The sequence below is a fragment of the Kitasatospora sp. NPDC043949 genome (genome assembly GCF_056435365.1).
Genome location: NZ_JBWKEQ010000072.1, coordinates 1 through 21233 on the forward strand (window position 1 = coordinate 1; position 21233 = coordinate 21233).

The following is a 21233-nucleotide window of genomic DNA, read 5'->3' on the forward strand; positions in this document are numbered from 1 at the left end:
GACCCCGGCCATCTCCTCAGGTGTCACACACCACCAACGACACAACCCACCAACAGACACGCCACTACCGCACAAACCTGACCAAGCCCTACTAGGCCGCGATGAGTTTAGCCAGACGCTCGGCTGGGGTTTCCCAGCCGAGCGTTTTGCGTGGGCGGCGGTTGAGCTGGTCGGCGACGGCGGCCAGCTGTTCGGGGGTGTGGACCGACAGGTCGGTGCCCTTCGGGAAGTACTGCCGCAGCAGGCCGTTCCTGTGGCGCGAGGTCCACCGCCAGCTCGCCCCGCACACCGAGCCCATGCCCGGCACCCGCGACGCGTTCGCCCCGGTCGCCCATCGACCCCGCCACGAGTCAGCTGATCGTCCCCGACATCCGGCGCGGCCGAAGCCACAACCCTGCGGCCGCCACCCAGACCGAGCGCCGCTTCGACCTCGTCGACCTCGATCCGTTCGCGTACACGACCCCCGCCAAGATCCGCGCGCTCGTCGACCACCTGGCCGGGATCGAGGATCAGCTGTGCCTCCTTCGCGCCCAGCCGGGGATGCTCACCTGCGGAGCCATGCCCGAGTACCTGTTCCGCCGCACCGGCGGCGTCATCGGCCTGCTACGGCGACTGATCGAGGACGGCTGCACCGAGGCGATGGCCCGCGGCCAGGAGCGGCTGACCACCGAGCTGCTGGACGGCGCCGTCATCCGACCCGAGCAACTCGGCGATCTCGACGCCCTGGCCGGTGAGGTCCCCGCCATCCCGACCGTCACTCGACCGCAGGTTCTGTCCGTACAGGATCGGTACCCACCCGCAGATGGGGCGCTTGGGCATGACATGGTGTGCGTGAAGTCAACAACCGCCACCATCCCTCAAGGAAGAGGTTCTACATGAGCAGCGACGTGAAGTCATCTGAGAACCCGGAGAACACCGAGAGCCCGGAGGCCACGGAGGCTGCCGAGGCCCCCGCGCCAGCCACCCAGGACGACGTCAAGGCCCGGTTCCTCGCCGCTCTGGAGCGCAAGCACGGCGCCAAGTCCGATAGCGCGGCCGGCGGCCCGAGTGGCGACTCGAAGATCCACGGCGCTCACGGCGCGGTGGGCGGCAAGCGCAACTTCCGCCGCAAGAGCGGTGGTTGATGAGTCCGGTTCACGCCGGTGGCCGCCAGGCCTGGTCCTGACCGGGCGGCCGTAGCTGTACGCGACAGGCAAGGTCTTCGTTCGAGTGCGCCGAGTGCGGGGCCTTGCCTGCCGGGGATCGGCAGGGCACGTGGAGAAGGCGGCGCCGGGTGCCGGCCCCGGAGGCCGTCCCGCCGAGCACCGCCGCCCTCCTCTACAGCGCCGCCATCCTGGTGACGGGCACGTCCCTGTGTCTCGCCGCCCTGGTCCCGGCCACCGCACCCGCCGCCCTCGCCCTGCTGCTCCGCGCCGCCCGACACCTGGGGCCCGGGCACGACGCACTCGAGCGTCTGGACAGCGTGACCGTGCTGTTCCTGCTCGGCGCTCGGCCAGTACGAGCGGTTCCTGCGCCAGCCCGGCCGCTGGCTCTACGTGCCGTTGGCGGATTGCCCGTGCCACGATGTGCTTGGGGGCCGGGACAATGTGCAAGCCATGCTCGATGCACTGCCGTCGGCTGCACGCCGTGAACTGAGCCAGATCGTGGCCAGGCTCGACGCAGAGTTCGAGCGTCGCACCTTGCCGGATCCGTATGCGTCCCGATGGTTGACCAGCCCTTGGTGGGACTTGCCGAGCTGCCCCTGGTGGCACCGGCGGTTGACCAAGCCGTAGGCGATTCCGCGAGGCATCGGCCGCTCCCCGCCGCGGGCGGAAGGCCTTCAGCGGCGGGGATGGACGCACGAGAGCAGACTCGCTTGGCGGGGTTCATGGAAGTGACTACTCCGGTGCCGATCACGGTCAACCGACCCAATGTGGCTGGTCAACGCGACACTATGTCGGGTTGACCAGCCGTATTGCTGCTTGGGAACGCTTCCAGCCCTCCGAGCATGCGAGAGGCCGGAAGCGTCGTTGCTAGTCAGGCGGGGTTCGTGGGGCGGGCCAGAGGGAGGGGCGGGTGGCGCCGGCAGGTGTGGGTGTTCAGAGGTCGGCGCGCAGAGCGGGAAGATAGCCGTTTGCCTGGCCGGCGGCGTTGGGGTGGTACGAGCCGGAATTGAGAATGAGGCCGTTGAGGAACGGAGCCGCGTCGCAGAGCTCGTGGCCGGCGAACGGGGTGGCCACGTCCTGGTAGACGAATCCGGCGCACTTGGCGACCTCGCCCTCGATGACGCTGTTGAGCGTGTCGGCCCCTCGGTTGAGCGCGGCACGCTTGGTGGCGCCCATACCGGCGCAGAGGCTGGGGCTGGCCGGGTTGAAGAACCGCGGGTAGCCGGTGACCACGACACGGGCACCGGACGCACGCTCCCGTACCGCGCTGTACACGGCGTCGAGGCGGGCCGGCAGCTGAGTGCGGGCGGTCTGTTCGGCCGTGTCGACGGCGCCGACGCAGGTGTTGTCGCCGCCGAACTGGCAGCTCCGCATGACGTCCTTGAAGTCGACGTCGTTGCCGCCGACGGTCAAGCTGACCAGGGTGGTGGTCGGGCTGAGCGGGGCGAGCTGGGTGGCCGGGACGTCGGTGGTGACGGCTCCGCCGCACGCCTGGAAGCTGAATGAGGCCGGTGCCGTCTGCTGGGCGAACAGGGAGGGGTAGGCGGCCGCGCTGCGGTGGCAGGTGTCGTCGAGATAGCTGTCCACGACGAACCGGTGCCCGCGGCGTAGGAGTCGCCAGGATGGTGGAGGTGGAGCTGGGGCCGGTGGCGACGCGCAGTCCGTCTGCGGGGGCCTGCTTGAGCTGGGCGGGCGTCTCGGCTCAGATCAGGTCGGTGTGGCCGGAGCGCAGCGACTGGTAGCGGCTGTCGGCGTCGGGCAGCACCCGGTAGACGAGCTTGTCGGCGTGGCCCTTGTCGCCCCAGTAGGAGGGGTTGCGGGCGACGGTCACCGAGACGCCCGGCTGGACGCTCTCCACGGTGGACGGGCCGGAGCCGACTGCGGGTGCGTCGCCGGCTGGGGCCTGGAAGACGTAGCCGAGGGAGCGGGTGAACAGGTTGGGGAAGGCCGCGTTCGGAGTCTTGAGGGTGAAGACGACGCTGGTCGGGCTGTTCACCGTCATGCCGCCGATGGTGGCGGCGTCGGTGGCGCAGGAGCACTTGCTCTCCGGCTTGGTCAGCCGGTTGACGTGGTCGGCCACGGCCTGGGCGTCCAGCGGCTTGCCGTCGCTGAACTTCACGCCTTCGCGCAGCTCCAGGGTCCAGGCAGTGGCGTCCGCGTTGGAGGTGAAGGCCTTGGCCAGATACGGCTTCACGGCGCCGTTGTCGCCGGTGACCATCAGCGGGTCGTACAGCGCGTTGGCGAGGACCAGCACGGGGAGCGAGGTCAGTGTGCCGTCGGCCGGGTCGAGCTTGGCGAACGGGTGGTCCAGGCCGACTCTGAGTGTGCTGCCGTCGGTCGCCGGGCCGTCGGCGGCCGGGGCGGCCTGGGCGGAGCCGTCGGACACCGGGTCGTCGGAGGCCGAGCAGGCGCCGGCGGTGAGTGCGAGGGGGACGGTGCAGATGGCCGCTGTCAGAACGTGCTTGTGCCGTTTCATGGTTCCTCGGTCTCCTCGGAGGCGTGCCCGTTCGGCTGCCGTCGCGACCAACCATAGAAAAGTGGCGTCGCTCCACGGCATCGAGACTTGCAGGGCGCAGATCCGGCCCCGCCCCCGGCTTGGACCGGCACCCCGGGCGGTCGGCACGGGGTGCCGGCCGTCCCGGGGCGGGCTCTGCTGGCGAGGCAGGCCCTATCTCAGGCCGTAGTCGTAGCCGCCGGGGAAGGCGACCTGTCCGACGCGCCGCGCGGAGACGGGGTGGACAGGAGATGCCGGCCGGGGCGGGCCCGCAGCCAAAGGCCTCGACCAGGGAGCGCGTGATGCGGAGGTGCGGCCTACCGCGGTTCGGTGCTGTACGGGCTTACGGCCGGCGCATCGGGCGCGGTTCGCCGAAGCGTTCCTCGAACTCGGCGTCGCTCAGGGCCTGGAGCTCCTCTCCGGTGATCCGGCCCGCCAGCAGGTCGGCGAGGAAGACGGGGAGCGGCGCGGCACGCATGGTGTCGGTGATCCCGCCGGACACGGTGTGGACCTCGCTGTCGACGCGACCGTCGGGATGCAGGGTGTAGGTGCGGTAGCCGGGGCCCTGGAAGGTCCGGTTCAGGTGGTCGATGCTGAAGAAGGTCGACGGGCACACGTACACGGGGCGCCCCTCGAACTCGCCGGACAGGTCACCGTGCAGGTGGCCGGCGCCGATCGCGCGAATCTTGGGGAAGTCGCTCATCAGTGCGGTGAGTTCGCGGTAGCTCTGGACGTCCGGGGCGGTCTGGAGCAGCGGCGGCTGGTGAAGCCACACGAAGACGTGTTCCGCCCGGGTGGTGGCCAGGATCGCGCGGGCGCGTTCCTCCTCGACCGGGGTGAGGCCGGGCTGGGCGGGCCGCGTGCACCCGGTCGTCGCGGTCGCGGTAGGTGCCGTCGGCGGCGGCCTCGCGGCCGTGCGCGTTGGTGTCGAGGAACAACATCAGCCAGTTCCCGAGCCGGACAGCGGGCTCCACGTGGACGTTGGGGCGGGGCAGGCAGGCCTGCAGTGTGTCCTGCCGGTCGTGGTTGCCGGCGAGGCAGTAGACCGGGGTGGGGAGTGCGTCCAGGACCTCGCCCATCCGCTCGTACGCGACCGGCTCGCCGATGTCCGTCAGGTCTCCGGTGGCGACCACCAGCGCGGCGTCCGTGATCGCCTGCTTCGCGTCCGCGAGGACGGCGGCGAGCCCGTCGTCGGGTTCGTGACCGACGAAGCTCCGGGCCCCGGAGCGTCCCGGAGGTGCAGGTCGGATATCTGGACGATGCCGATGGTTCCGGTGTTCGGAGCGGCCGGGTTCGTGTGTCGCTTCATGCGCCCTCGCTTGGTGAGGAAAGACCACAGGTTCGTCGAAGGACGCTCCCAAGGTAGAGAAGTGGCACGACTGCCAAATGGCATTCATACAAATCTCTACCGGCCGCTGGCTTGCGATGCGGGGCCACGAAATCACTTTGACGACACTGCCTCGCCGCGATGATCACGCCTTTCGCCGGAGGAGATGCGTGCGAAGCACGGACCCGCCTGACTGTCGCTGTCCGGCACGGGCAGTTCCCCGCCTGGCAAACTCACACCAATCCCACACCGATTGCCCAACGGGAAACGATCTTCGGCCGGACGGGAACCGAAGCGGATACGCTTGCAGCCACTGCAGGTCAGCGGATTCTGTCGGTCGGCCATCACACCGCGTACGACACCTCGACGGGAAGCGTCGTACGCTGACCCGTCTCAGCGAAGTTTGACTGAGCGGTGGTTGTCTCGCCGAAGTTTGACCGCCCGGTCCAGTGTCCGACGATGCCCAGGGTGTTGAGGTGCCGGAAGTCGACCCGGTGGCCAAGGCGACGGTATCGCCCTGGCTTCACCTGTCCTGACCAGTGGCGGAACTGAAACGCGGTAGGCGGCAGTTGTCCACGTCAGCACGCACACTTGACGCTCCGTGCGGAGTGGTCACACACGGGGGAGCGCCCGGCAGGCTGTGAGGCGGTCTGCCGGGCGGGGCTCCCCAGGGGATGGAGATGCAGATGACAGGTAGTCAGGTAGCGCGCGGCGCGGTGTTCGGCCTGCTGGCGGACGGTGAGCCACCGGCCCCGGGGTAGAACCCCGGCGGGGAAGGGCTGGCGGGGTTGATCGTCGCGGTCCTGGAGCGGATGGGCTGGACCGCTGGCATGGGAGTGCTGGGAGTGCTGGCCGTCCTCGCCGGGGGCGCGTGGATGTGGGGCCGGGCGCCGAAGGCCACCGGCGAGGAGAGGCACCGGGTCCGATAGGGCGGCGTCGTCCTCGCCAGGCCGAGATCCTGCGGGCGGCGGCCCGGGACCACCGCTCTCCTCGCGCTGCTTCCCGGCTCTGACTGACCTGCGCTGCAGGCCTTCCTACCCTCGTCCACTGGTGATCTCCGAGCGGCACCTGGACAATGGTATGCACCAGGCCCTCCTCTGGGACAGGATGCCGGTCAGCAGCGATCGGCGGGAAACCTGGTCGTGATCGGCCCGCCGGCCCGTCGGCGCTCCAGCCATACCGGCCGTCCCTTGAGTCCGACGATGGCTGGTGTGACGTACAGGAGCCCCGCCTCTTCGCCGGGTTCGGCAGTGTTGTAGGCCGCGGCGACGATCAGGCGCAACACGCTGACGACAGCGCCGTTGGCGTCGGTTCCGCAGCCGCGCGGGTCGAGATGGGCGGCCAGGTCGAGCAGAGCTCCGCGCAGCGTGTCGGTGATCGAGGCGATGGGCGCGCCGTCCAGGGCGCGCGGCCAGGACCGTCGTGAAGACCTGACGTAATGCCAGGAAGCCAAGTGTGGAAGCCCCGACAGATGAGATCCGCGATCGGAACGCGACCGCGATCCCACCGGACAATCGTCCCTTGGGTGAAGGAGGCGGCGTGCGCGGGACCGCGCCCGCCCGTGGGCGTGTCCGTATCCTTGTCATCACTTCAGGGAAACTCTCGTGTTGGAACGGCGAGTTGATGGACAGCCTTCGGCTCCCGGGCGTGAGAGCCCACACATCGGCCCATCCCCGGGGCTCGGTCGGCCCAGCACTCAGGCCGGCGAGGATCCCGCCCTGCGTGATCCGTGTTCCCCTCTGGCTTCGCGTGCCCCTTGCCCCTTGGTCAGTCCGGTCGGCCGATCACGCGCTGGTGTCGAATCCAGTGGCAGAGGTTGACCGGCCACACCAGCAGAACGAACAGGTACGCGGCGGCGAAGACCACGCGCGTAGTGGTGTCCGTGCCGCCGACTCCGTGCAGCGCCATGTCCCGGTGCATCCGCTGCGGCGTGTGCGAGGACCTCCCAACCGGTTCCGACGTACGGCACCAACACGAGCGTGATCATCATGTTCCACCTCCAGGTGCCTTGAAGGAAAGGGCTGGTGCCGCCTGCTCGGTTGGGGTCTTCACTGCCTCGCACGCTCCAGCTCGGTGTGCAGCCGTTGCAGTCCCGTCGCCGTTCGTGCCGCGGACTCGGACAGGTTGACTCGCAGGTACCGGCCGGGGTGAAGAGCCCTCCAGGCGGCGGCGGTGCCGGCGTGGAGGACCGTGGGGTTCAGGCGCAGCCCGTTCACGGCGCACCGGTGGACCCAGTCCAGGAAGTCCGCGTTCTGGAGGTGCAGTTGCGGGAACGCGGAGTACCCGGCGATGGAGACCAGGCCGTCGGTGAAGGCGAGCGGGCTGGCCGGTCCGGTGAGCAGCTCGCTGTTGCTGCGGAAGCGCTGGGCCATGGCGTCCAGGTGGGCGTGTACCTGGTGGGTCACGGCGGTGTCGGGAAGGTTGGGCAGGCCAGGTGCTGCTGCAGTGCGCGGTTGCGGGTGATGATCGCGGCGCCGCGCAGGCCCGGCATCGCGAGGTCCTTCGAGGCGGTCATGATGACCGCGCTGTGGGTGAGGGCGAGTTCCTGCATCCGGGCCTGGATCGCGGCCTCCAGGACGATGGGCTCGTGGTGGGCGCCGAGTTGGAACACGGGATCGAGGAGGGTGAAGTCCGGGCAGCCGTTCGGTCGGGTGAAGAGCGTTCCGGTGACGCCGTTCGGCAGGACTTCGACGAGGGCACTCGGGCGGTCGGGCTGGGCGCCGTTGAGGTGGACGGCGCCGTCGTGGCGGTAGTAGGCCGCGACGGGTGCGCCCCAGCGTGCCGCGGACTGGTCGAAGCCGTAGTAGTTCGGGATCGGCAGGGTGAGGCTGTGGCCGGTGGCCGCGAGGTGACCGATGGTCAGGCTGACGGCTTCGGTGCCGCCCTGGACGAAGGTGATGTCCTGGCGGGTCAGAGGAATTCCGAGCCGGGCCGAGGTGAGTTCGGCGAAGGCCGCCTTGGCTCCTCCGTTGAAGGGATCGGAGTAGCGGGACAGGCTGCTGCGGGCGGCGAGGTTGTGCAGCAGGACGCCGAGGTGGCGTCCGAGATCGGGCGAGGGCGGGTAGAAGTTGCAGCCTTCGCCGATCTCGAACGCGTCCTGGGGGGGGGGATCCGGCGCGCAGGCGGGCGAACGCGGTGAGACACTCGGGCCTGGGCCGGTGCGGGGTTGGTCTGGTGCATGCCCGGCTTTCGCGCGCCTGGTCCGGGGCGCTGGCCGGGCGTCTGCGTTGCAGACGGTGGGAGACCAGCCGATCGGGCGGGTGACGAGGGGACGTTCGGCTGGGCGGGCGGGATTTCCCAGCGCAGTCCCCGGTCTTCGCCATGGTGTTCGAGGACGAGGCGGGCCGCGGCGGGCAGGTCCGGTATGGCGCGGGGGCTGGGGCGCTGGACCCAGATGGCGTTGATACCGGCGGCTTGGGCTCCGGCGATGTCCGCGTGGGGGTTGTCGCCGACCATCCACAGCGGGCCGGGGCCGGCCGCCAGCCGGGCGAGGCGGAATGTCTCCGGGTGGGGCTTCTCGTGGCCGGTGGCGGCCGAGTTGATGGTGGCCGTCAGCCTCGGGGTGACGCCGAGGGCGTGGAGGATGGCGGGCAGCTCGGGGACGTGGTTCGACACGACGATGTGCTGCCACCCGGCGGACCGGAGCACCCCGGTCCGCCGCTATGACAGAATTCCTGGCTGTGACCATTCGATTACTGCTCGCAGACGACCAGGAGATGGTCCGCCGCGGAATGCGGCGGATCCTTGAGAACCAACCGGACATGGAGGTGGTCGGCGAAGCAGCGGACGGCGTCGCCGCGGTCGAAGCGGCGCGCCGGCTCCGGCCGGACGTGGCGCTGGTGGACATCCGGATGCCACGCATGGACGGTCTGGAGGTGGTCCGCCTGATCGCCGGCCCCTCGGCGACGCCTCCGATCAAGGTGGTCGTCGTCACCACCTTCGATCTGGACGAATACGTGTACCCGGCGCTGCGCCACGGCGCCTCCGGATTTCTGCTCAAGCGCTCGGGCCCGACCTTGCTGGTCGAGGCGGTCCGGGCCGCGGTGGCGGGCGATAGTCTGATCAGCCCCTCCATCACGGTCCGGCTGCTCAAGCACGTCACCGGCGTCCGTCCGGGCGGCCCGGCCATGGCCGAGTCGCTGACCGGGCGGGAGACGGAGATCGCGGGGAAGGTGGCCGAGGGGAAGACGAACTCCGACATCGCCGGGGAACTGTTCATCTCGGCGGGCACGGTGAAGACCCACGTGGCGAGCATTCAGCGCAAGCTGGGCGTCAAGAACAGGGTCGGAATCGCCGTGCGCGCCTTCGAGATGGGATACGCGACCGGTCGATTGGCCGAGTGAGGTGTTCCTTCGCACGTCGAGTGCCGAAGTCATCGCGGATCAGGGTGGCCGGTCCGGTGCACATGCGGCACCGAAACGGCGAAAGGCACCCCCATGCACGATCGAACAAACCGAACCCGATTGGACTCACTGACCGGTCTGCGATTCCTCGCGATGATTCCGGTCTTCCTCTTCCACAGTTCGTTGGAGGGAATCTTCGACAACGCCCGGACGGACTGGGACTACCTGAACGCCCTCGGCACCTCCGGGCACGTCGCGGTGTCGTACTTCTTCGTCCTCAGCGGATTCGTGCTGACCTGGTCGTACCGCCCGGCCGACGGCGTCGGCAGGTTCTGGCGCCGGCGGCTGTTCAGAATCTTCCCCAGCCACTGGGTCGCCCTGGTGGCGGTGATCCTGCTGATCGGCCACTACGGCGACCTGACCGACTGGTCAGGACTCGGCGCCCAGGCCCTGCTGCTCCAGGCGTGGGTGCCCGACCCCTCGTACTTCGACGTCGGCAACACCGTCACCTGGTCGCTCTCGGCGGACCTGGCCGTCTACGCGCTCTTCCCACTGCTGTACCGGCTGATCGAGCGGATCCGGCCGGGTCTGCTCTGGCTCTGGGCCGGAGCCTGCGTGCTGGTCACCGTCCTGGTGCCGGTGGTGGCGCAGAACTTCGTCGCGGACGACCGTCCCATGCCGCTCTTCGGGGTGTCGATCGACCAGTACTGGGTGGTGTACTTCTTCCCGCTCACCCGCCTGGCGGAGTGCCTGCTCGGGATGCTGCTGGCGCGGATCGTGCTGACGGGCCGCTGGATCGACTGGATGCGACCGCTCGTGGCGGTGCCGCTGCTCGTGGTCGGCTACGTGATCGGGCAGCAACTGCCGTACCTGTACCGGCTCAGCGCGGCCACGGTGATCCCGATGGGCCTGCTCACGGCCTCTCTCGCCGCCGGGGAGATGGCCGGGCGGCGCATCGTGCTCAACTATGCTGTCCGGTCGTGCCGAAAAGATCTGCCGAACGGCAGATGCCTGACGATCGGTCATCTGTCGGAGGGCGCACTGTTCCCCTGCCGTGCGTAGGCTCGGCCCGTGCAGACCGAACTGATGCCTGATGCGCATCGCCGCCGCACGGTGTGTGCGACGGCGACGGCACTGATCGCGGCTCCGGCGGTGATCGCCCCACCGAGTGCGTGGATCGTGGTCGTGGTCGCCGTCGCGGCGATGGCGACCGCGATCCTGCGCCGGCCGCTGGGTCCGGTCGCCCCGGTCCTGGCGGCCGGCCTGGTCGCGGGGCTCTCGCTCGTCACGGACGCCGTCTATCCCGGACCGCGGGGGTTGGTGCTGCCGTGGCTCCCGGTCGAATTCGCGGCCATGCTGGTGCTGACCTGGCAGGTGATCCGGCGGGCGCCGGTCCGCCAAGTCGCCCTGGTCGGTTCGGCGTTGGCACTCGCCCTGATGGCCCTCCCGCTGCGCTTCACCCTCCGGCTGCCGCAGACGGTCCTCGGGCCGTCGGTGGTCGCCGTCGCCATGGCGACGTTCCCGGTGGCCTGCGCCGTCGGCGTCGGGTTCTACCTGCGGGTCCAGGACGACCAGCGGGCCCGCGCCGTCCAGCGCGCCCGCCGGGAGCAGCGGCTCGACGTGGGCAGGGATCTCCACGACTTCGTCGCCCACGAGCTGACCGGGATCCTGCTGGAGGTCCAGGCCGCCCAGGTCAGCGCCTACGACGAAGAACAGAGCAGAGAGCTCCTGTCCCGCCTGGAGGCGGCCGGCCTGCGGGCGCTGGACTCGATGGACCACACCCTGCAGACGCTGCGCGACCCGGAGGCACCCACGCTCGCCGAACCTCCGCCGACCAAGGTCCACGGCCTCGCCGACCTCCCGGAGCTGGTCGAGCGCTTCCTGGCGTCCGGCACGACCGGCGGCTCCCTCGAACTGGAGCCGGGCCTGGAGGGAGCCGCCCCGCGCGAGATCCAGGACGCGGCCTACCGCGTCGTCCTGGAGGCGCTGACCAACGTCCGCCGGCACGCCCCGAGCGCGGCCCGGCTGGAGGTGGAGGTGGTTCGCGTCCCGGGCCCCGCCCTGCGGGTCACCGTCACCGACAGCGGACGGCAGGGCGGCCCCGGCGGCCTGCTGGCCCGCCGCCCCGGCGGCGGTGGCACCGGCCTGGCCGGCTTGTCCGAGCGGATCGGCGCCCTCGGCGGCGACCTGTCCACCGGCCCGCACGCCCGCGGCTGGCGCGTCCGCGGGGAACTGCCGCTGCGACCCGACCGGACGGGCCGGGGCTGACCGGTCCCGACGGCTCGGAGACCGCCCGCGTACGGCGCGAATATCTGCCGAACGGCAGATGGCAGGCGGCCGCGGATCGGCGAGGATCTCCACCGTGCCCGATCCCAGACTCCCGGAGGTACCGGTGATTTCTCGCCCGAAGGCGACACCCGCCCTGCTCGCTCTCGCCGTGGCCGCCCTCATCCCGTTGACGGGCTGCGCCAAGGCCTCGGACGCCGCGCCCGAGGACAAGGCCTTCGAGTTCAGCGGCAAGTCCCTGAACGTGAAGGCGCACGGCATCCCCACCGACCTCGTCCCGGCCGACCGCAAGGACGTCAAGGTCACCCGCTGGTTCGACAAGGCCAAGGTCGGTGACGCCAAGGAGATCTGGACGCTGGAGGAGGGAACCCTCGAACTCCAGGCGCAGTGCACCGGACTGGCCAACTGCGACGCCAAGTTCCGGGTGGAGGTGCCCCGCGGCGTCGCCGTGACGCGCGATGGCAAGGAGACGGACCTCAAGGGCTGAGGCCGACCGGTCCGACGGGGAAGAGAGAGACGATGCTCGAACTACCGGTGGTTTGTTATACCGGGGAGTAGAGATCAAGTGGGCGGCCGGTGGCGACGGCGTCGATGAGGGCTTGGAGTTCGGGTGGTGGGGGTGCGTTGGTCCGGGCGCGCCAGCAGCGTTGGAGGGTGATCCAGGGGTCGAGCCAGGCCCGGACGGCGCGGATGGCTTTGGGCCAGCAGGCCGGGTGGGGCTGGTGGGGTCGGTGTGGGCCCCTGTAGGATCTCGCGGCTCGTGTCATAGAGCACAGCCCTGACCAGGGAGTTCCTGGGCTGTCTCAGCCCATGTCCGGGTGCTCGTATCTCAGTTCAGTGGCATTTCCTCAGGGTCTGGATCAGCAGCCATCCGTTCCACCCACTCGCGCTGGGTCACTGCTCGCTCGATGCGGCTGACGATGTCCTTCTTGGACGCCGTGTCCAAGGTCTCCGGAAGCTTGTCGAAGGTCTCGGGAAGGACGTCGAGCAGACCCCAGATCTGTTCGCCGGTCCTGACGGTCAGCAGTTGCTGACACCTCCACTGCAGCGGCACCTCGGGACGGTGCCTCAGCCGCTGTATGAGCGTAGGGAACAGGTAGTGCGTCGCCTCTGCGGCGAGGTGCTCTTGAAGCCAGTCGACCGGGAGCCGCTGGCTGAAGCCGTGCATGGCGGCCTCCTGGGCCAGGTCCAGGAGCTGAGCGGTGTCGACGGCTCGGACGGTGCGGGGAAGGGTCGGGGTCATGCCGAGATGATGCCAGGAAGCCTCCGCAGGGCCGAGAGGTCAGCAGGGCCGGGATGCAATCTGCCGACGGGCAGGACCCCAGACTTCCTCGAACTCCTCGGCGGTGAGTTGCTCGGGGTCGTGGCCTTCCCATTCTGAGACGGGCAGCTCGGCTGTGATCCCGAACCTGCCGTCGTACTCATCGAGGCGGCCTGCGTCGTGGGCCTGCTGCCATTCGTCGAGGGAGGCTGCTGCGATCGGGGTCAGCTCCGGCCCTTGGAGTTCGACCTGCCGGGTCACCCAGCCTTCGGCGTCCACCTCGAAGTAGAACCAGACATCTTCCTCGCCCCAGTAGCAGCGCATCCATGTGTTCACGAGCCCATAATGGCGGTGCTTTGCTCTCCAACTGCTGCGGCGTCGAATTCCTGTTGGATGGTCATCCGGAGTACTGGGATGCTCCTGCTGTGACCACAACGACGGGCAATCTGCAGGCCGAGGCCGGATGGGACGGCCCCTATTACCGTGCCCGGGCCGAAGGATTCGAGGCGCTGTTTCTCCCGAGCCCTGATGAGGTGCTCGACGAGGTCTGCAACGTCGATGCTGAGGTCCACCTCCCCGATGGCTCGCGCTGGAGCGCGACGATCTTCACGATGGCTGAGGTCGACCGGTTGATGAAGAGGTGGGAGGAGACGGGAGAAGCGGCAGGTGGTCGATGCTTCTGGAGCTCGGACGGACTGATCGTTAGAGATCCCGGCATCCGAGGCATGGTGAGTGTGATCGCCGAGTTGCTTGCGTCAGGAGAGTTCGAAGGGGCCTTTCATCGCCTGGACGACTCGAAGAGGTGACTTGCCAGCTCGACCGCAATCAGTCGATGGCCGATTCGGGTCGGCTTCCTCCGCGTGATCGGAGCGGGACGCCGAGGATCTTCGCCCAACGTCGCATGTTCGCGGGGCTCATGGCCTTCTCCTGCGCGAGGTCGGCGAGGCTGCGCTGGTGGTGGACGTACTGGTCGTAGAGCCAGGTGCGATCGATGACCGTGCGGGCTGTCCGGTGTCGGCGAAGGGGGATGGCGTACTCGTTCGCGAGCCGGGTCAGGGTGATGCGGTTGAGTCCGAAGCCCTCAGCGATCTCGCCGAGGCTTCGCCGTTCGTCGCAGTAGAGACGTGTCAACTCTTCTCGGGAGAGTGCGGCTTGGGCTGCGGCGATGGCTCGTCCGCGTGCTCGGAACTGGTGAGCGGTCAGCGGTGGAGGCGATGGTGGATGCCGCTGAAGAAGGTGCCGAAGGACTTCGACGGAGGTGGCGAGCTGCTCGGCGATGGTGCTGATGTTGCTCTGCGCCGCCATGACCAGTTCGTGCATCAGCTCGATGTCCACTGCGGCGGGATCAGGGCCGGGCAGGTCGAGGCCGTCCATGAGCGAGGTGGGTGGATGCCAGGTGACCGGCTCGTCCCGGATTCCTTGATCGTCAAGGAATGCCTGGGCGGCGTTGTCCAGTGCGTCGGCGAGGGCGGGGGTGAGGCTGGCCGTGAACTCGTTCAGATATGTGCGTCTTGGAGTGTCCGTGGTGGTGTAGGCGGCCGGGGAGAGATGCGCTGGCATGCCGCTGATCCGTTGGAAGAGCAGGTTGCGGGCGACCTGGTGGCGGTGCTCACGGCCGAGTGGGGCCCCGGTGCGGCGGCAGATCTGTTTCCAGTCGGTGGCGATGAGGAGCTGGTCGTAGTCGATGCGGCGCCTGCGGGCGTAATCGATGGGCGATTCGGGCCACCCCAACCACACCGTGCTGGCCCGAAAACGCCAGGCCTACCTCCGTTGGCGCAACGCCAACAACCGCCACCCCGACGTCCTGGCCGCCCAACGCGCGGAGCGAGCCCGCGTGCGCAGTGAGAAGGGCATCCGCTGGGGCGGACGCTCCCTGGCCACAGCCGCATGACACGACCGAAACGGGCGCAACTGCAACGGCCCGGTCAAGCAGCAAACAGGTGCAGCTTGAACGGCGAACCGTTGGAGTTGGGCGTCCAGCCTTTCGACCGCGCGGCCCGAATGCCTGCGGCGACTTCCCGCGGCAGGACGACCTCAGCCGGCACCATGTCCGGGTTGAGGACGGCCGGCCGTCCGGTTTCCACGACGAGCGTCGTTCCGGGGCGGGTCGCGTCCTCCGCCACGTAGCCCAAGGTGCTGCCTTCGTAGTCGCAGCACAAGTGTTGCCTGCTCACCCGCCAGCGGTACTCGACGCCGTCGACGACGATGCGGCGGGAACCCTTCTTGGCCAATGCCACTGTGTTGCCTTTCAGTCTTTGCGGCTTCTCCCGCATCTGTACGGGCCGCTGTCGGTGGGGGCTGTCGTCGTGGCCTCGTCCGTTCGGGAAGGACGAGGCCACGGGGCGGTTCGTGCTGTCGGCCGGGGCCTGCTGACCTCGGGAACCTCTCGCTACAAGCCAAGGCGGCTGCCGTCAGTCCTCGTCGCCCTCCTCGTCATCGTCATCCTTTTCGAGGCAGAGCGCCGCGAGCCGGGGCAGCCGCCGCCGCATCTCGCCGTCGTCTTCGAAATCCCACTTCTCGCCCATGTCAGGCTCGACGTCCTCGCGCTTCGGCCGCGAGGCCGCCCGGGCCTCCTGCGCGTCGTAGTAGCTGTCCTTGACTCCGGTGACCCGGTCATAGGCTCCCAGCGCCGCGTAGTTGGCATCCTCCTGGAGGAGCGCCTCCTCCAGGTCGTCGACGGAGCCGGAGCTGTCGACCAGGTGGTCGGCGAGGGAGTCCGGCGCGGCCGCCACCCGCTCGAACCACTCCCGGCCGAGGCTGATGAGGCCCGCGCGGAAGTCGATGAAGCCGTCGTCGGAGAACCAGCCGCCGATCAGGTAGGAGGCTGCCCACACGTCCCAGCGGTAGACGGATTCGTGGACCGCGTGGAAGCGCTCGTCATAGTCGAGGATGCGCTCCAACGGCAGTTCGGCCAGGACGTCGGTCAACGCCTCGTCGAAGGGCTTGTATCCGTCGCCGCGCGCGCCGTCTCGATGATGGTCCAGAACTCGTCGGTCTCCATGGCCGGGACTATGCCAGACCCCGCTGACAGGACACCAACGAGCGGGCGGCAGCGACTTGGTGGATGGTGATGGGGAGCTTCATCGGTTCTCCGGGATACGGCGGCTGACGTCGGCGGCGTAGGCGGCCCAGTCTCCGGCGGACGCTTTCTGCCACTGGACGGCGACTTGGATGTGGATGCCGAGCATGCGGGCCAGGATCGCGGCCGGGACCTCTTCGGCGAGGGCGAACAGGGCCGTGGACCGGGCCTGGCCTGGTTGGATTCCGACGGCGATCAGCCGTAGGCCGAGTCGGTCGGCGCTGATGTGTTGGCCTGGGCGTTGACCTGGAAACAGCCAAGGCGTCTGGTTGGCGTGTCCGATCACTGTGTAGGGGCGACGTGTTGCGATCAGGTCGAGGACGAGTGCGGCGAGTGGTTCGGGCAGGATGGTCGGGGAGGTTCCCATCTGGATCGAAACCCGGTCGTTCGCCTCTGTGACCTGATCGACGGTGAGGCTGCTGATCGTGCTGAGCCGTTGGGCGTAGAAGAGTAGGAGTAGTCCGGCGACCCGGTCGGCCGTGGTCAGCGTGGCGTCGTGGAGGAGCTGCGGGCGTCGTCCCACCGGCCCTCGGAGTCGTGGGGGCCGACCGGGCCCTGCCAGCGCTCGGCGCCGAAGGTCAGCCCCTTCGCCAGCCGGTTCTTGGTCGCCCAGCGGATGAAGTGGCCGGTCTGGTCGCGGTAGCTGAGGTCCTCGCCTGCTTTCCACTGGTCCAGGTCAGACTGGGTGCAGGTGGCGAGGGTCAGACCTCTGCCAGCCAGCCAGTCCAGGAAGTTGACTGCGGCGGTGATGTGGCTGCAGACGTTGGCTATCTGCAGGCGGGTGGCGTGGCCGGTGCCGAGGCGGCCCCGGAGGCGTCGTAGGTGGTGCCAGACCTCGTAGCGGTGCAGCATCGCCCGTTCCTCGTGACCGTCACGTGATGCGACGGTCCGGGATGCCCAGCGTTCGAGTTTCACGAGGCGCTCGGACCAGTAGTTCACCCGCGTCGAGCCCCTCGGCTCCGCCGGTACGAACCAGCGCCCTCGTTAGTGGGTATTGACGGCCGATAAACCGTACAGGAGGGCCAGGATGAGTTGGAAGGCTGCGGAGGCCGGGCGCCGCCACCAAAGGCACAGGCCGCCGGTGACCGATGTCGCCGCGAACGCGATGACCAGCCGATGGACAGCAGCACGGGTGCCGCATTGAGGCCCGCCGAGGGCTGCGCAGAATCCGTGCCCAAGCGCGGCCGAAACGACAGCGGCGAACAGGACGACATCCAGCGTCAGCAGACACGTTACGACGACCGGCGTGCTGTTCGAGCGATCCGACCGCTCTGGCCGCCGAAGCCTCGTGCACTCGGGCCGGCGAAGCCTCATGAGTCCCCCCCGGGAAATGTGTGGCAGAGATGACCTTGCTGGCGCAGCACCGAAGACCGTACAGGCCGCGGCCGTTGGGCGCGATCGACCAGCCCCGGCGCCACATCACCCGAACCAGCCCATCCGCCACGAACTCCGCCCCGCAGCCGATCTCCCTCCGGAGCGAACGAGCGCTCCACGGCCCGGTCCCGCCCCTCGCGCCCTCACGGGCGCCCTCAACGATTGGTCAATCCCCATGCACTGCCCTGCCCTTCTTCCGGGAACCCACGCCCCCCGCCCCTTCCCGGGGGCACACCGGCCCGCAAACCCACGCGGAAACGCCTCCAGGAATCGCGAACACGCAGCGCAGACACGGACACGGGATGGGGCGCAGCACCGCGTACGGCGATCCGGCGACATGGAAGAGCTGGCCGCCACCCCACCGTGGGGCGGCCCTCGTCCGCAGAACACCGTGGACGGGCCACCGGACCGGCGGCTGCACTACGTGCGGTCGCGTTGGAGGCAGCTGCCGCTGTTCGAGATGGTCCGTGACCTGCGCGGAGTCCAGCCTGGCACCGCTCTTGGATCCGGAACTGTCCGCCGTCCTGGAAGCGCACGCCGCACGGATCGCGGAGCTGAGAGGCTGGCCTCCGCGCACGCTCGGCTCCGTCCGCAGGGGCATCCGCATCCTCTGCGTGGTTCACGAGATCGGTGAGCCGATCCGAGCGTCCACGATCGCCCAACTCACCCACAATGCGATCCCCTCCAACCACGTCCTGGAGGTCTTCGAGGACCTGGACGTGCTGCTGGACGACCGGCCCGACGCCGTGCAGACCTGGTGCGACGCGCGTCTGGACTTCCTTTCTGCCCGGGATACGGGCCGAGGTCGACGCCTGGGTCGCGGTTTCGCGCAACGGCACCCGGCGCTGGCTCCCTCGCTCCCAGCCCACGGTCGTTACCCAGATGAGGCTGGTCCGGCGGTTCCTGCGCGAGCGGACGTCGACCTACACGACACTGCGTCAGGTCACCCGTGACGACGTCGCCAATTGGCTGGCCGACCGCCCTAACCGACCGCCCTAACCGGGTGCACGAGGCCAGTGCCCTGCGGAGCCTGTTCAACGTGCTGAAGAAGGAACGGCTCGTCTTCGCCAACCCGATGCGAGGGGTGACAACCGGCAAGAACCACGCCGCGGTGCCGATTCCGTTCTCCGATCAGGAAGTCGACGCCGTCGCCCTCGCTGCCCGGCAGGATCCCGCCCTGCGCGTGGTCGTCGCCCTCGCGGGCGTCCACGCACTGCCCGCCCGGCGCATCCGTGCGCTCCAACTGGACGAGGTCGACCTGGCCGGCCGCCGCCTCGACCCGGACGGATTCGACCGGCCGCTGGACGACTACACCGCCGAGGCGATCGCCGACTACCCGGCCTACCGTCGTCGCCGCTGGCCCAACAGCACCAACCCTCACCTGCGGATCCGCCTGGACAGCCAACGGTGCCAACAGCACGCCGCCTGGCTGCCCAGGCCGCGAGGTGCTAAAATGCGCGACAGTGATACTGGACGCCCACCCTCAGGGTGCGGGAACCAGGCGCCACCGCACACCGGAGCACCCCACCGTGGCAGGCCCGGACACCGGAAAACCACCGCCCTCCTCCTGCTCCGTGCCTGGCACGACGGCAACACCTGAGAGCGCCCTGCCCGGCAGTGTCCCGGCGAACCCTCACCGGCAGGCAACCGACTCCCACCCGCCGCGGCCATGCAGGGCCGTGAGAACGCTGCCGCGCCCACGCCCATGCCGAGCGCTGCAGCTGAACCATGTTCCCGCTCCCCGCTCCCCGCTCCCCGCTCCCCGCACCCGGCCGACCGAGCCGCCCACCGCTGCGTGCCACTCACGCCGGGCCCGCCGGGCGCCGCCATACCCTTCGACACCACAGGAGTACCTCATCGTGACGACCACCACCGAACCGTCGACCACCAGGCCGCTGGACGGCCTGATGAAGACAGATCTCCACCAACTCGCCTGCGCCCTGGGCATTCCGCGCGCCGCCCGCCTACGTAAGGGCGAACTCGTTGAGGCGATCACCGCCAAGCGCTCCACCGGCCGGCCGCCGATGCCGACGGCCGGTCCCCGGCCCGCGGACGCCGAAAGCCGCGGCGGCCGGTCCGCACTGCCGTCGCCGCGAACGCGCAGCCGCTCCAACCGGCCGGCGCAGCCGGCCACCACCGTGGAAAGCGACCTCCTCCCAGTCGCCGGTGTGCTGGACATCCGCGAGGGGAGCGCCGTCCTGCGCGCCTCCGGCTACCTCCCCGGGTCCAGCGATGTTCACCTGCCCGCCGGCCAGGTGCGCGCACTGGGCCTGCGGCCCGGCGACGTCCTGACCGGCGCGACCCGCCCGCGTTCGGGCGGTGCCGCCCAGACGCCGCTGGCCCGCATCGACACGGTCAACGGCGACCCCATCGACAGGTCCCAATCCCGGCCCGCCTTCCATGAACTGACGCCGCTGTACCCGCAGGAGCAACTGTGTCTGGAGACCGACCAGCAGCAGCTGACCGGCCGCGTCATCGACCTGGTGGCCCCGATCGGGAAGGGCCAGCGCGGTCTGATCGTGGCGCCGCCGAAGGCCGGCAAGACGATCGTCCTCCAGACGGTCGCGGCGGCGATCGCCCGCAACCACCCCGAGGCGCACCTGATGGTCGTCCTGGTCGACGAGCGTCCGGAGGAGGTCACCGACATGCGGCGCGCGGTCAAGGGCGAGGTCATCGCTTCCACCTTCGACCGGCCCGCCCGTGAGCACATCGCCGTCGCCGAACTCGCAGTCGAACGCGCCAAGCGCCTCGTCGAACTCGGCCACGACGTCGTTGTGCTGCTCGACTCCATCACCCGCCTTGCCCGTGCCTACAACGCCACCGCACCCGCTCACGGACGGACCCTCTCGGGCGGCCTCGACGCCTCGGCACTCCAGCACCCGAAGAGGCTCTTCGGCGCGGCACGAAACATCGAGAACGGCGGCTCGCTGACCATCCTGGCCACCGCCCTCGTCGACACCGGCTCCCGCATGGACGACCTGATCTTCGAGGAGTTCAAGAGCACCGGCAACATGGAGCTCCGCCTCGACCGCCGCCTCGCCGACAAGCGCCTCTTCCCGGCAGTCGACGTCAAGGCCTCCGGCACCCGTCGCGAGGAACTCCTCCTCGGCCCCGCCCGCACGCCCGCGGCGTGGGCCTTGCGCCGGGCCCTGGGCGGCCTCGACGGCCAGCAGGCCACGGAACTGCTCCTGGACCGGCTGAAGCGGACCGCCAGCAACGCCGAGCTCCTTCGCTGACCAGGGACGATCTCAACCTGGTGGACACCGCCCCTCAATCCCCTGAAGCTGCCCACCATAATCAGGAGGAACAAGGAAGGCACGAGCTGCAACAATCAGCATATGACCAACCAGGAAATCCTCTTCGACTGCCGAGGCCACGCGTATCGCAGCGTGCTTGAAGTCGTCCCGTACATCGACGGAACACCGCTCACCGACTTGATCGACCAGTTCGAGACGGACGCTGAGATGCAACCATCGGGAGACGCCTATGGGGGCCTTATCCCGCAGTTCTTCCAGTTCGGCTCGATGGAAGACCATTTCCATGGACGATCCAACGGAGCGACGGGGCCGAAGACTCCCGTGCTCGGCTGTGAATGCGGTGAGTGGGGATGCTGGCCGCTGATGGCCAGCATCACAGTGACTCCTGACCACGTGACCTGGGACTCCTTCGAACAACCTCACCGCAAGACACGCGACTATTCGGGGTCCGGCCCGTTTCAGTTCGACCGCCTTCAATACGCTGACGCCGTGCAGGTTCTGAGCGCAGCACTGGGCTCTGACGAGACGTGAGCAACCCATCTGCCCATCACGGGAAGGAAGAAGTCGTGTTTGACCACGTTATCGGGCTAGGCCCCGAGGAGGCCGCACGCTGGGCAGCGCTGGTCGAACAGTCCCGGCCAGTCCTTGAGAGTGACGGAATGGAGGC

The 21233-nt window shown here is 69.2% G+C and carries 27 protein-coding genes and 4 pseudogenes; 13 read left to right on the top strand and 18 right to left on the bottom strand.

Annotated features, from left to right (window positions below; all coding sequences use genetic code 11):
* Window positions 1–91: 91 nt before the first annotated feature.
* Window positions 92–271: pseudogene (locus AC07AL_RS35275) on the bottom strand (IS30 family transposase); the annotation flags it as partial.
* Window positions 272–558: 287 nt separating this feature from the next.
* Between AC07AL_RS35275 and AC07AL_RS35280 the strand changes: the two are divergent.
* Together AC07AL_RS35280 and AC07AL_RS35285 are read left to right on the top strand one after the other, a co-directional pair.
* Entirely contained in the window at window positions 559–879 is a 321-nt protein-coding gene (locus AC07AL_RS35280; protein ID WP_363633155.1) for a hypothetical protein, read from the top strand.
* Window positions 876–1124, top strand: a complete 249-nt coding sequence (locus AC07AL_RS35285) for a DUF5302 domain-containing protein (RefSeq protein ID WP_363586091.1) — start codon at window positions 876–878, stop codon at window positions 1122–1124. The genes AC07AL_RS35280 and AC07AL_RS35285 overlap by 4 nt, the downstream gene beginning before the upstream one ends.
* Window positions 1125–2078: 954 nt before the next feature.
* Here the strand turns inward: AC07AL_RS35285 and AC07AL_RS35290 are convergent.
* From AC07AL_RS35290 to AC07AL_RS35305, 4 genes and pseudogenes are all read right to left on the bottom strand, one after another.
* Window positions 2079–2732 (bottom strand): SGNH/GDSL hydrolase family protein, encoded by a 654-nt coding sequence (locus tag AC07AL_RS35290; protein WP_363633156.1) that lies wholly within the window; start codon window positions 2730–2732, stop codon window positions 2079–2081.
* Window positions 2733–2847: 115 nt separating this feature from the next.
* Window positions 2848–3621: an ABC transporter substrate-binding protein gene (locus tag AC07AL_RS35295; RefSeq protein ID WP_478319374.1), complete on the bottom strand. Its 774-nt coding sequence runs from the start codon at window positions 3619–3621 to the stop codon at window positions 2848–2850.
* 361 nt (window positions 3622–3982) lie between these two features.
* Window positions 3983–4414, bottom strand: coding sequence for a hypothetical protein (locus tag AC07AL_RS35300; protein ID WP_478319396.1), 432 nt, complete (start codon window positions 4412–4414; stop codon window positions 3983–3985).
* A gap of 220 nt (window positions 4415–4634) precedes the next feature.
* Window positions 4635–5036 (bottom strand): annotated as a pseudogene (locus tag AC07AL_RS35305) (metallophosphoesterase); the annotation flags it as partial.
* 718 nt (window positions 5037–5754) lie between these two features.
* Here AC07AL_RS35305 and AC07AL_RS35310 point away from each other — a divergent pair.
* Window positions 5755–5895 carry a hypothetical protein gene (locus AC07AL_RS35310; protein ID WP_478319375.1) on the top strand — a complete coding sequence of 47 codons (141 nt, stop codon included), beginning with the start codon at window positions 5755–5757 and terminating at the stop codon, window positions 5893–5895.
* Window positions 5896–6080: 185 nt separating this feature from the next.
* On the opposite strand, the gene AC07AL_RS35315 is transcribed toward AC07AL_RS35310, so the two are convergent.
* From AC07AL_RS35315 to AC07AL_RS35335, 5 genes are all read right to left on the bottom strand, one after another.
* Window positions 6081–6419, bottom strand: coding sequence for a hypothetical protein (locus tag AC07AL_RS35315; RefSeq protein WP_400812420.1), 339 nt, complete (start codon window positions 6417–6419; stop codon window positions 6081–6083).
* A gap of 314 nt (window positions 6420–6733) precedes the next feature.
* A complete protein-coding gene (locus AC07AL_RS35320) occupies window positions 6734–6874 on the bottom strand; it encodes a hypothetical protein (protein ID WP_400812422.1) in 141 nt (46 codons plus the stop codon).
* A gap of 140 nt (window positions 6875–7014) precedes the next feature.
* Window positions 7015–7371 carry a hypothetical protein gene (locus tag AC07AL_RS35325; RefSeq protein WP_478319376.1) on the bottom strand — a complete coding sequence of 119 codons (357 nt, stop codon included), beginning with the start codon at window positions 7369–7371 and terminating at the stop codon, window positions 7015–7017.
* Window positions 7368–7991, bottom strand: a complete 624-nt coding sequence (locus AC07AL_RS35330) for an aminotransferase class I/II-fold pyridoxal phosphate-dependent enzyme (protein WP_478319391.1) — start codon at window positions 7989–7991, stop codon at window positions 7368–7370. Before AC07AL_RS35330 ends, AC07AL_RS35325 begins: the two co-directional genes overlap by 4 nt.
* Window positions 7877–8614, bottom strand: a complete 738-nt coding sequence (locus AC07AL_RS35335; RefSeq protein ID WP_478319392.1) for an HAD family hydrolase — start codon at window positions 8612–8614, stop codon at window positions 7877–7879. Before AC07AL_RS35335 ends, AC07AL_RS35330 begins: the two co-directional genes overlap by 115 nt.
* Before the next feature lie 32 nt (window positions 8615–8646).
* On the opposite strand from AC07AL_RS35335, the gene AC07AL_RS35340 reads away from it, so the two are divergent.
* The 4 genes from AC07AL_RS35340 to AC07AL_RS35355 all read left to right on the top strand — a co-directional run bounded on the left by AC07AL_RS35340 (window position 8647) and on the right by AC07AL_RS35355 (window position 12082).
* Window positions 8647–9309 (top strand): response regulator, encoded by a 663-nt coding sequence (locus AC07AL_RS35340; protein ID WP_478319393.1) that lies wholly within the window; start codon window positions 8647–8649, stop codon window positions 9307–9309.
* Between the two features lie 120 nt (window positions 9310–9429).
* The gene (locus AC07AL_RS35345) at window positions 9430–10371 is read left to right on the top strand and encodes an acyltransferase family protein (RefSeq protein ID WP_478319377.1); all 942 of its coding nucleotides are present in this window, start codon (window positions 9430–9432) and stop codon (window positions 10369–10371) included.
* A gap of 24 nt (window positions 10372–10395) precedes the next feature.
* A complete protein-coding gene (locus AC07AL_RS35350) occupies window positions 10396–11577 on the top strand; it encodes a sensor histidine kinase (RefSeq protein WP_478319378.1) in 1182 nt (393 codons plus the stop codon).
* A 124-nt stretch (window positions 11578–11701) separates the two neighbouring features.
* Window positions 11702–12082 carry a hypothetical protein gene (locus AC07AL_RS35355; RefSeq protein WP_400812434.1) on the top strand — a complete coding sequence of 127 codons (381 nt, stop codon included), beginning with the start codon at window positions 11702–11704 and terminating at the stop codon, window positions 12080–12082.
* 74 nt (window positions 12083–12156) lie between these two features.
* Here the strand turns inward: AC07AL_RS35355 and AC07AL_RS35360 are convergent.
* The 3 genes and pseudogenes from AC07AL_RS35360 to AC07AL_RS35370 form a co-directional block, all read right to left on the bottom strand.
* Window positions 12157–12339, bottom strand: a pseudogene (locus AC07AL_RS35360) (IS701 family transposase); the annotation flags it as partial.
* A gap of 85 nt (window positions 12340–12424) precedes the next feature.
* Window positions 12425–12838 (bottom strand): hypothetical protein, encoded by a 414-nt coding sequence (locus AC07AL_RS35365; RefSeq protein ID WP_400812438.1) that lies wholly within the window; start codon window positions 12836–12838, stop codon window positions 12425–12427.
* Between the two features lie 39 nt (window positions 12839–12877).
* Window positions 12878–13180, bottom strand: a complete 303-nt coding sequence (locus AC07AL_RS35370) for a hypothetical protein (RefSeq protein WP_400812458.1) — start codon at window positions 13178–13180, stop codon at window positions 12878–12880.
* A 101-nt stretch (window positions 13181–13281) separates the two neighbouring features.
* On the opposite strand from AC07AL_RS35370, the gene AC07AL_RS35375 reads away from it, so the two are divergent.
* Complete coding sequence (locus AC07AL_RS35375) at window positions 13282–13662, top strand: hypothetical protein (RefSeq protein ID WP_478319394.1); 381 nt, start codon at window positions 13282–13284, stop codon at window positions 13660–13662.
* 19 nt (window positions 13663–13681) lie between these two features.
* On the opposite strand, the gene AC07AL_RS35380 is transcribed toward AC07AL_RS35375, so the two are convergent.
* Window positions 13682–14587, bottom strand: coding sequence for a hypothetical protein (locus AC07AL_RS35380; protein WP_478319379.1), 906 nt, complete (start codon window positions 14585–14587; stop codon window positions 13682–13684).
* On the opposite strand from AC07AL_RS35380, the pseudogene AC07AL_RS35385 reads away from it, so the two are divergent.
* A pseudogene (locus tag AC07AL_RS35385) lies at window positions 14574–14747 on the top strand (IS630 family transposase); the annotation flags it as partial. The gene AC07AL_RS35380 and the pseudogene AC07AL_RS35385 overlap by 14 nt on opposite strands.
* A 34-nt stretch (window positions 14748–14781) precedes the next feature.
* Here the strand turns inward: AC07AL_RS35385 and AC07AL_RS35390 are convergent.
* The 4 genes from AC07AL_RS35390 to AC07AL_RS35405 all read right to left on the bottom strand — a co-directional run bounded on the left by AC07AL_RS35390 (window position 14782) and on the right by AC07AL_RS35405 (window position 16787).
* Complete coding sequence (locus tag AC07AL_RS35390) at window positions 14782–15093, bottom strand: hypothetical protein (protein ID WP_400812444.1); 312 nt, start codon at window positions 15091–15093, stop codon at window positions 14782–14784.
* 174 nt (window positions 15094–15267) lie between these two features.
* Complete coding sequence (locus AC07AL_RS35395) at window positions 15268–15783, bottom strand: DUF4240 domain-containing protein (RefSeq protein WP_478319380.1); 516 nt, start codon at window positions 15781–15783, stop codon at window positions 15268–15270.
* Window positions 15784–15936: 153 nt separating this feature from the next.
* Window positions 15937–16458, bottom strand: coding sequence for a hypothetical protein (locus tag AC07AL_RS35400; protein ID WP_478319381.1), 522 nt, complete (start codon window positions 16456–16458; stop codon window positions 15937–15939).
* Complete coding sequence (locus AC07AL_RS35405; protein WP_478319382.1) at window positions 16419–16787, bottom strand: hypothetical protein; 369 nt, start codon at window positions 16785–16787, stop codon at window positions 16419–16421. Before AC07AL_RS35405 ends, AC07AL_RS35400 begins: the two co-directional genes overlap by 40 nt.
* 1022 nt (window positions 16788–17809) lie before the next feature.
* On the opposite strand from AC07AL_RS35405, the gene AC07AL_RS35410 reads away from it, so the two are divergent.
* From AC07AL_RS35410 to AC07AL_RS35425, 4 genes are all read left to right on the top strand, one after another.
* The gene (locus AC07AL_RS35410) at window positions 17810–18262 is read left to right on the top strand and encodes a hypothetical protein (RefSeq protein WP_363633615.1); all 453 of its coding nucleotides are present in this window, start codon (window positions 17810–17812) and stop codon (window positions 18260–18262) included.
* 50 nt (window positions 18263–18312) lie between these two features.
* Window positions 18313–18909: a hypothetical protein gene (locus AC07AL_RS35415; RefSeq protein WP_363633613.1), complete on the top strand. Its 597-nt coding sequence runs from the start codon at window positions 18313–18315 to the stop codon at window positions 18907–18909.
* Window positions 18910–19216: 307 nt separating this feature from the next.
* The gene (rho, locus tag AC07AL_RS35420; RefSeq protein WP_478319395.1) at window positions 19217–20545 is read left to right on the top strand and encodes a transcription termination factor Rho; all 1329 of its coding nucleotides are present in this window, start codon (window positions 19217–19219) and stop codon (window positions 20543–20545) included.
* A 102-nt stretch (window positions 20546–20647) separates the two neighbouring features.
* The gene (locus AC07AL_RS35425) at window positions 20648–21097 is read left to right on the top strand and encodes a hypothetical protein (protein ID WP_363586100.1); all 450 of its coding nucleotides are present in this window, start codon (window positions 20648–20650) and stop codon (window positions 21095–21097) included.
* Window positions 21098–21233 lie beyond the last annotated feature (136 nt).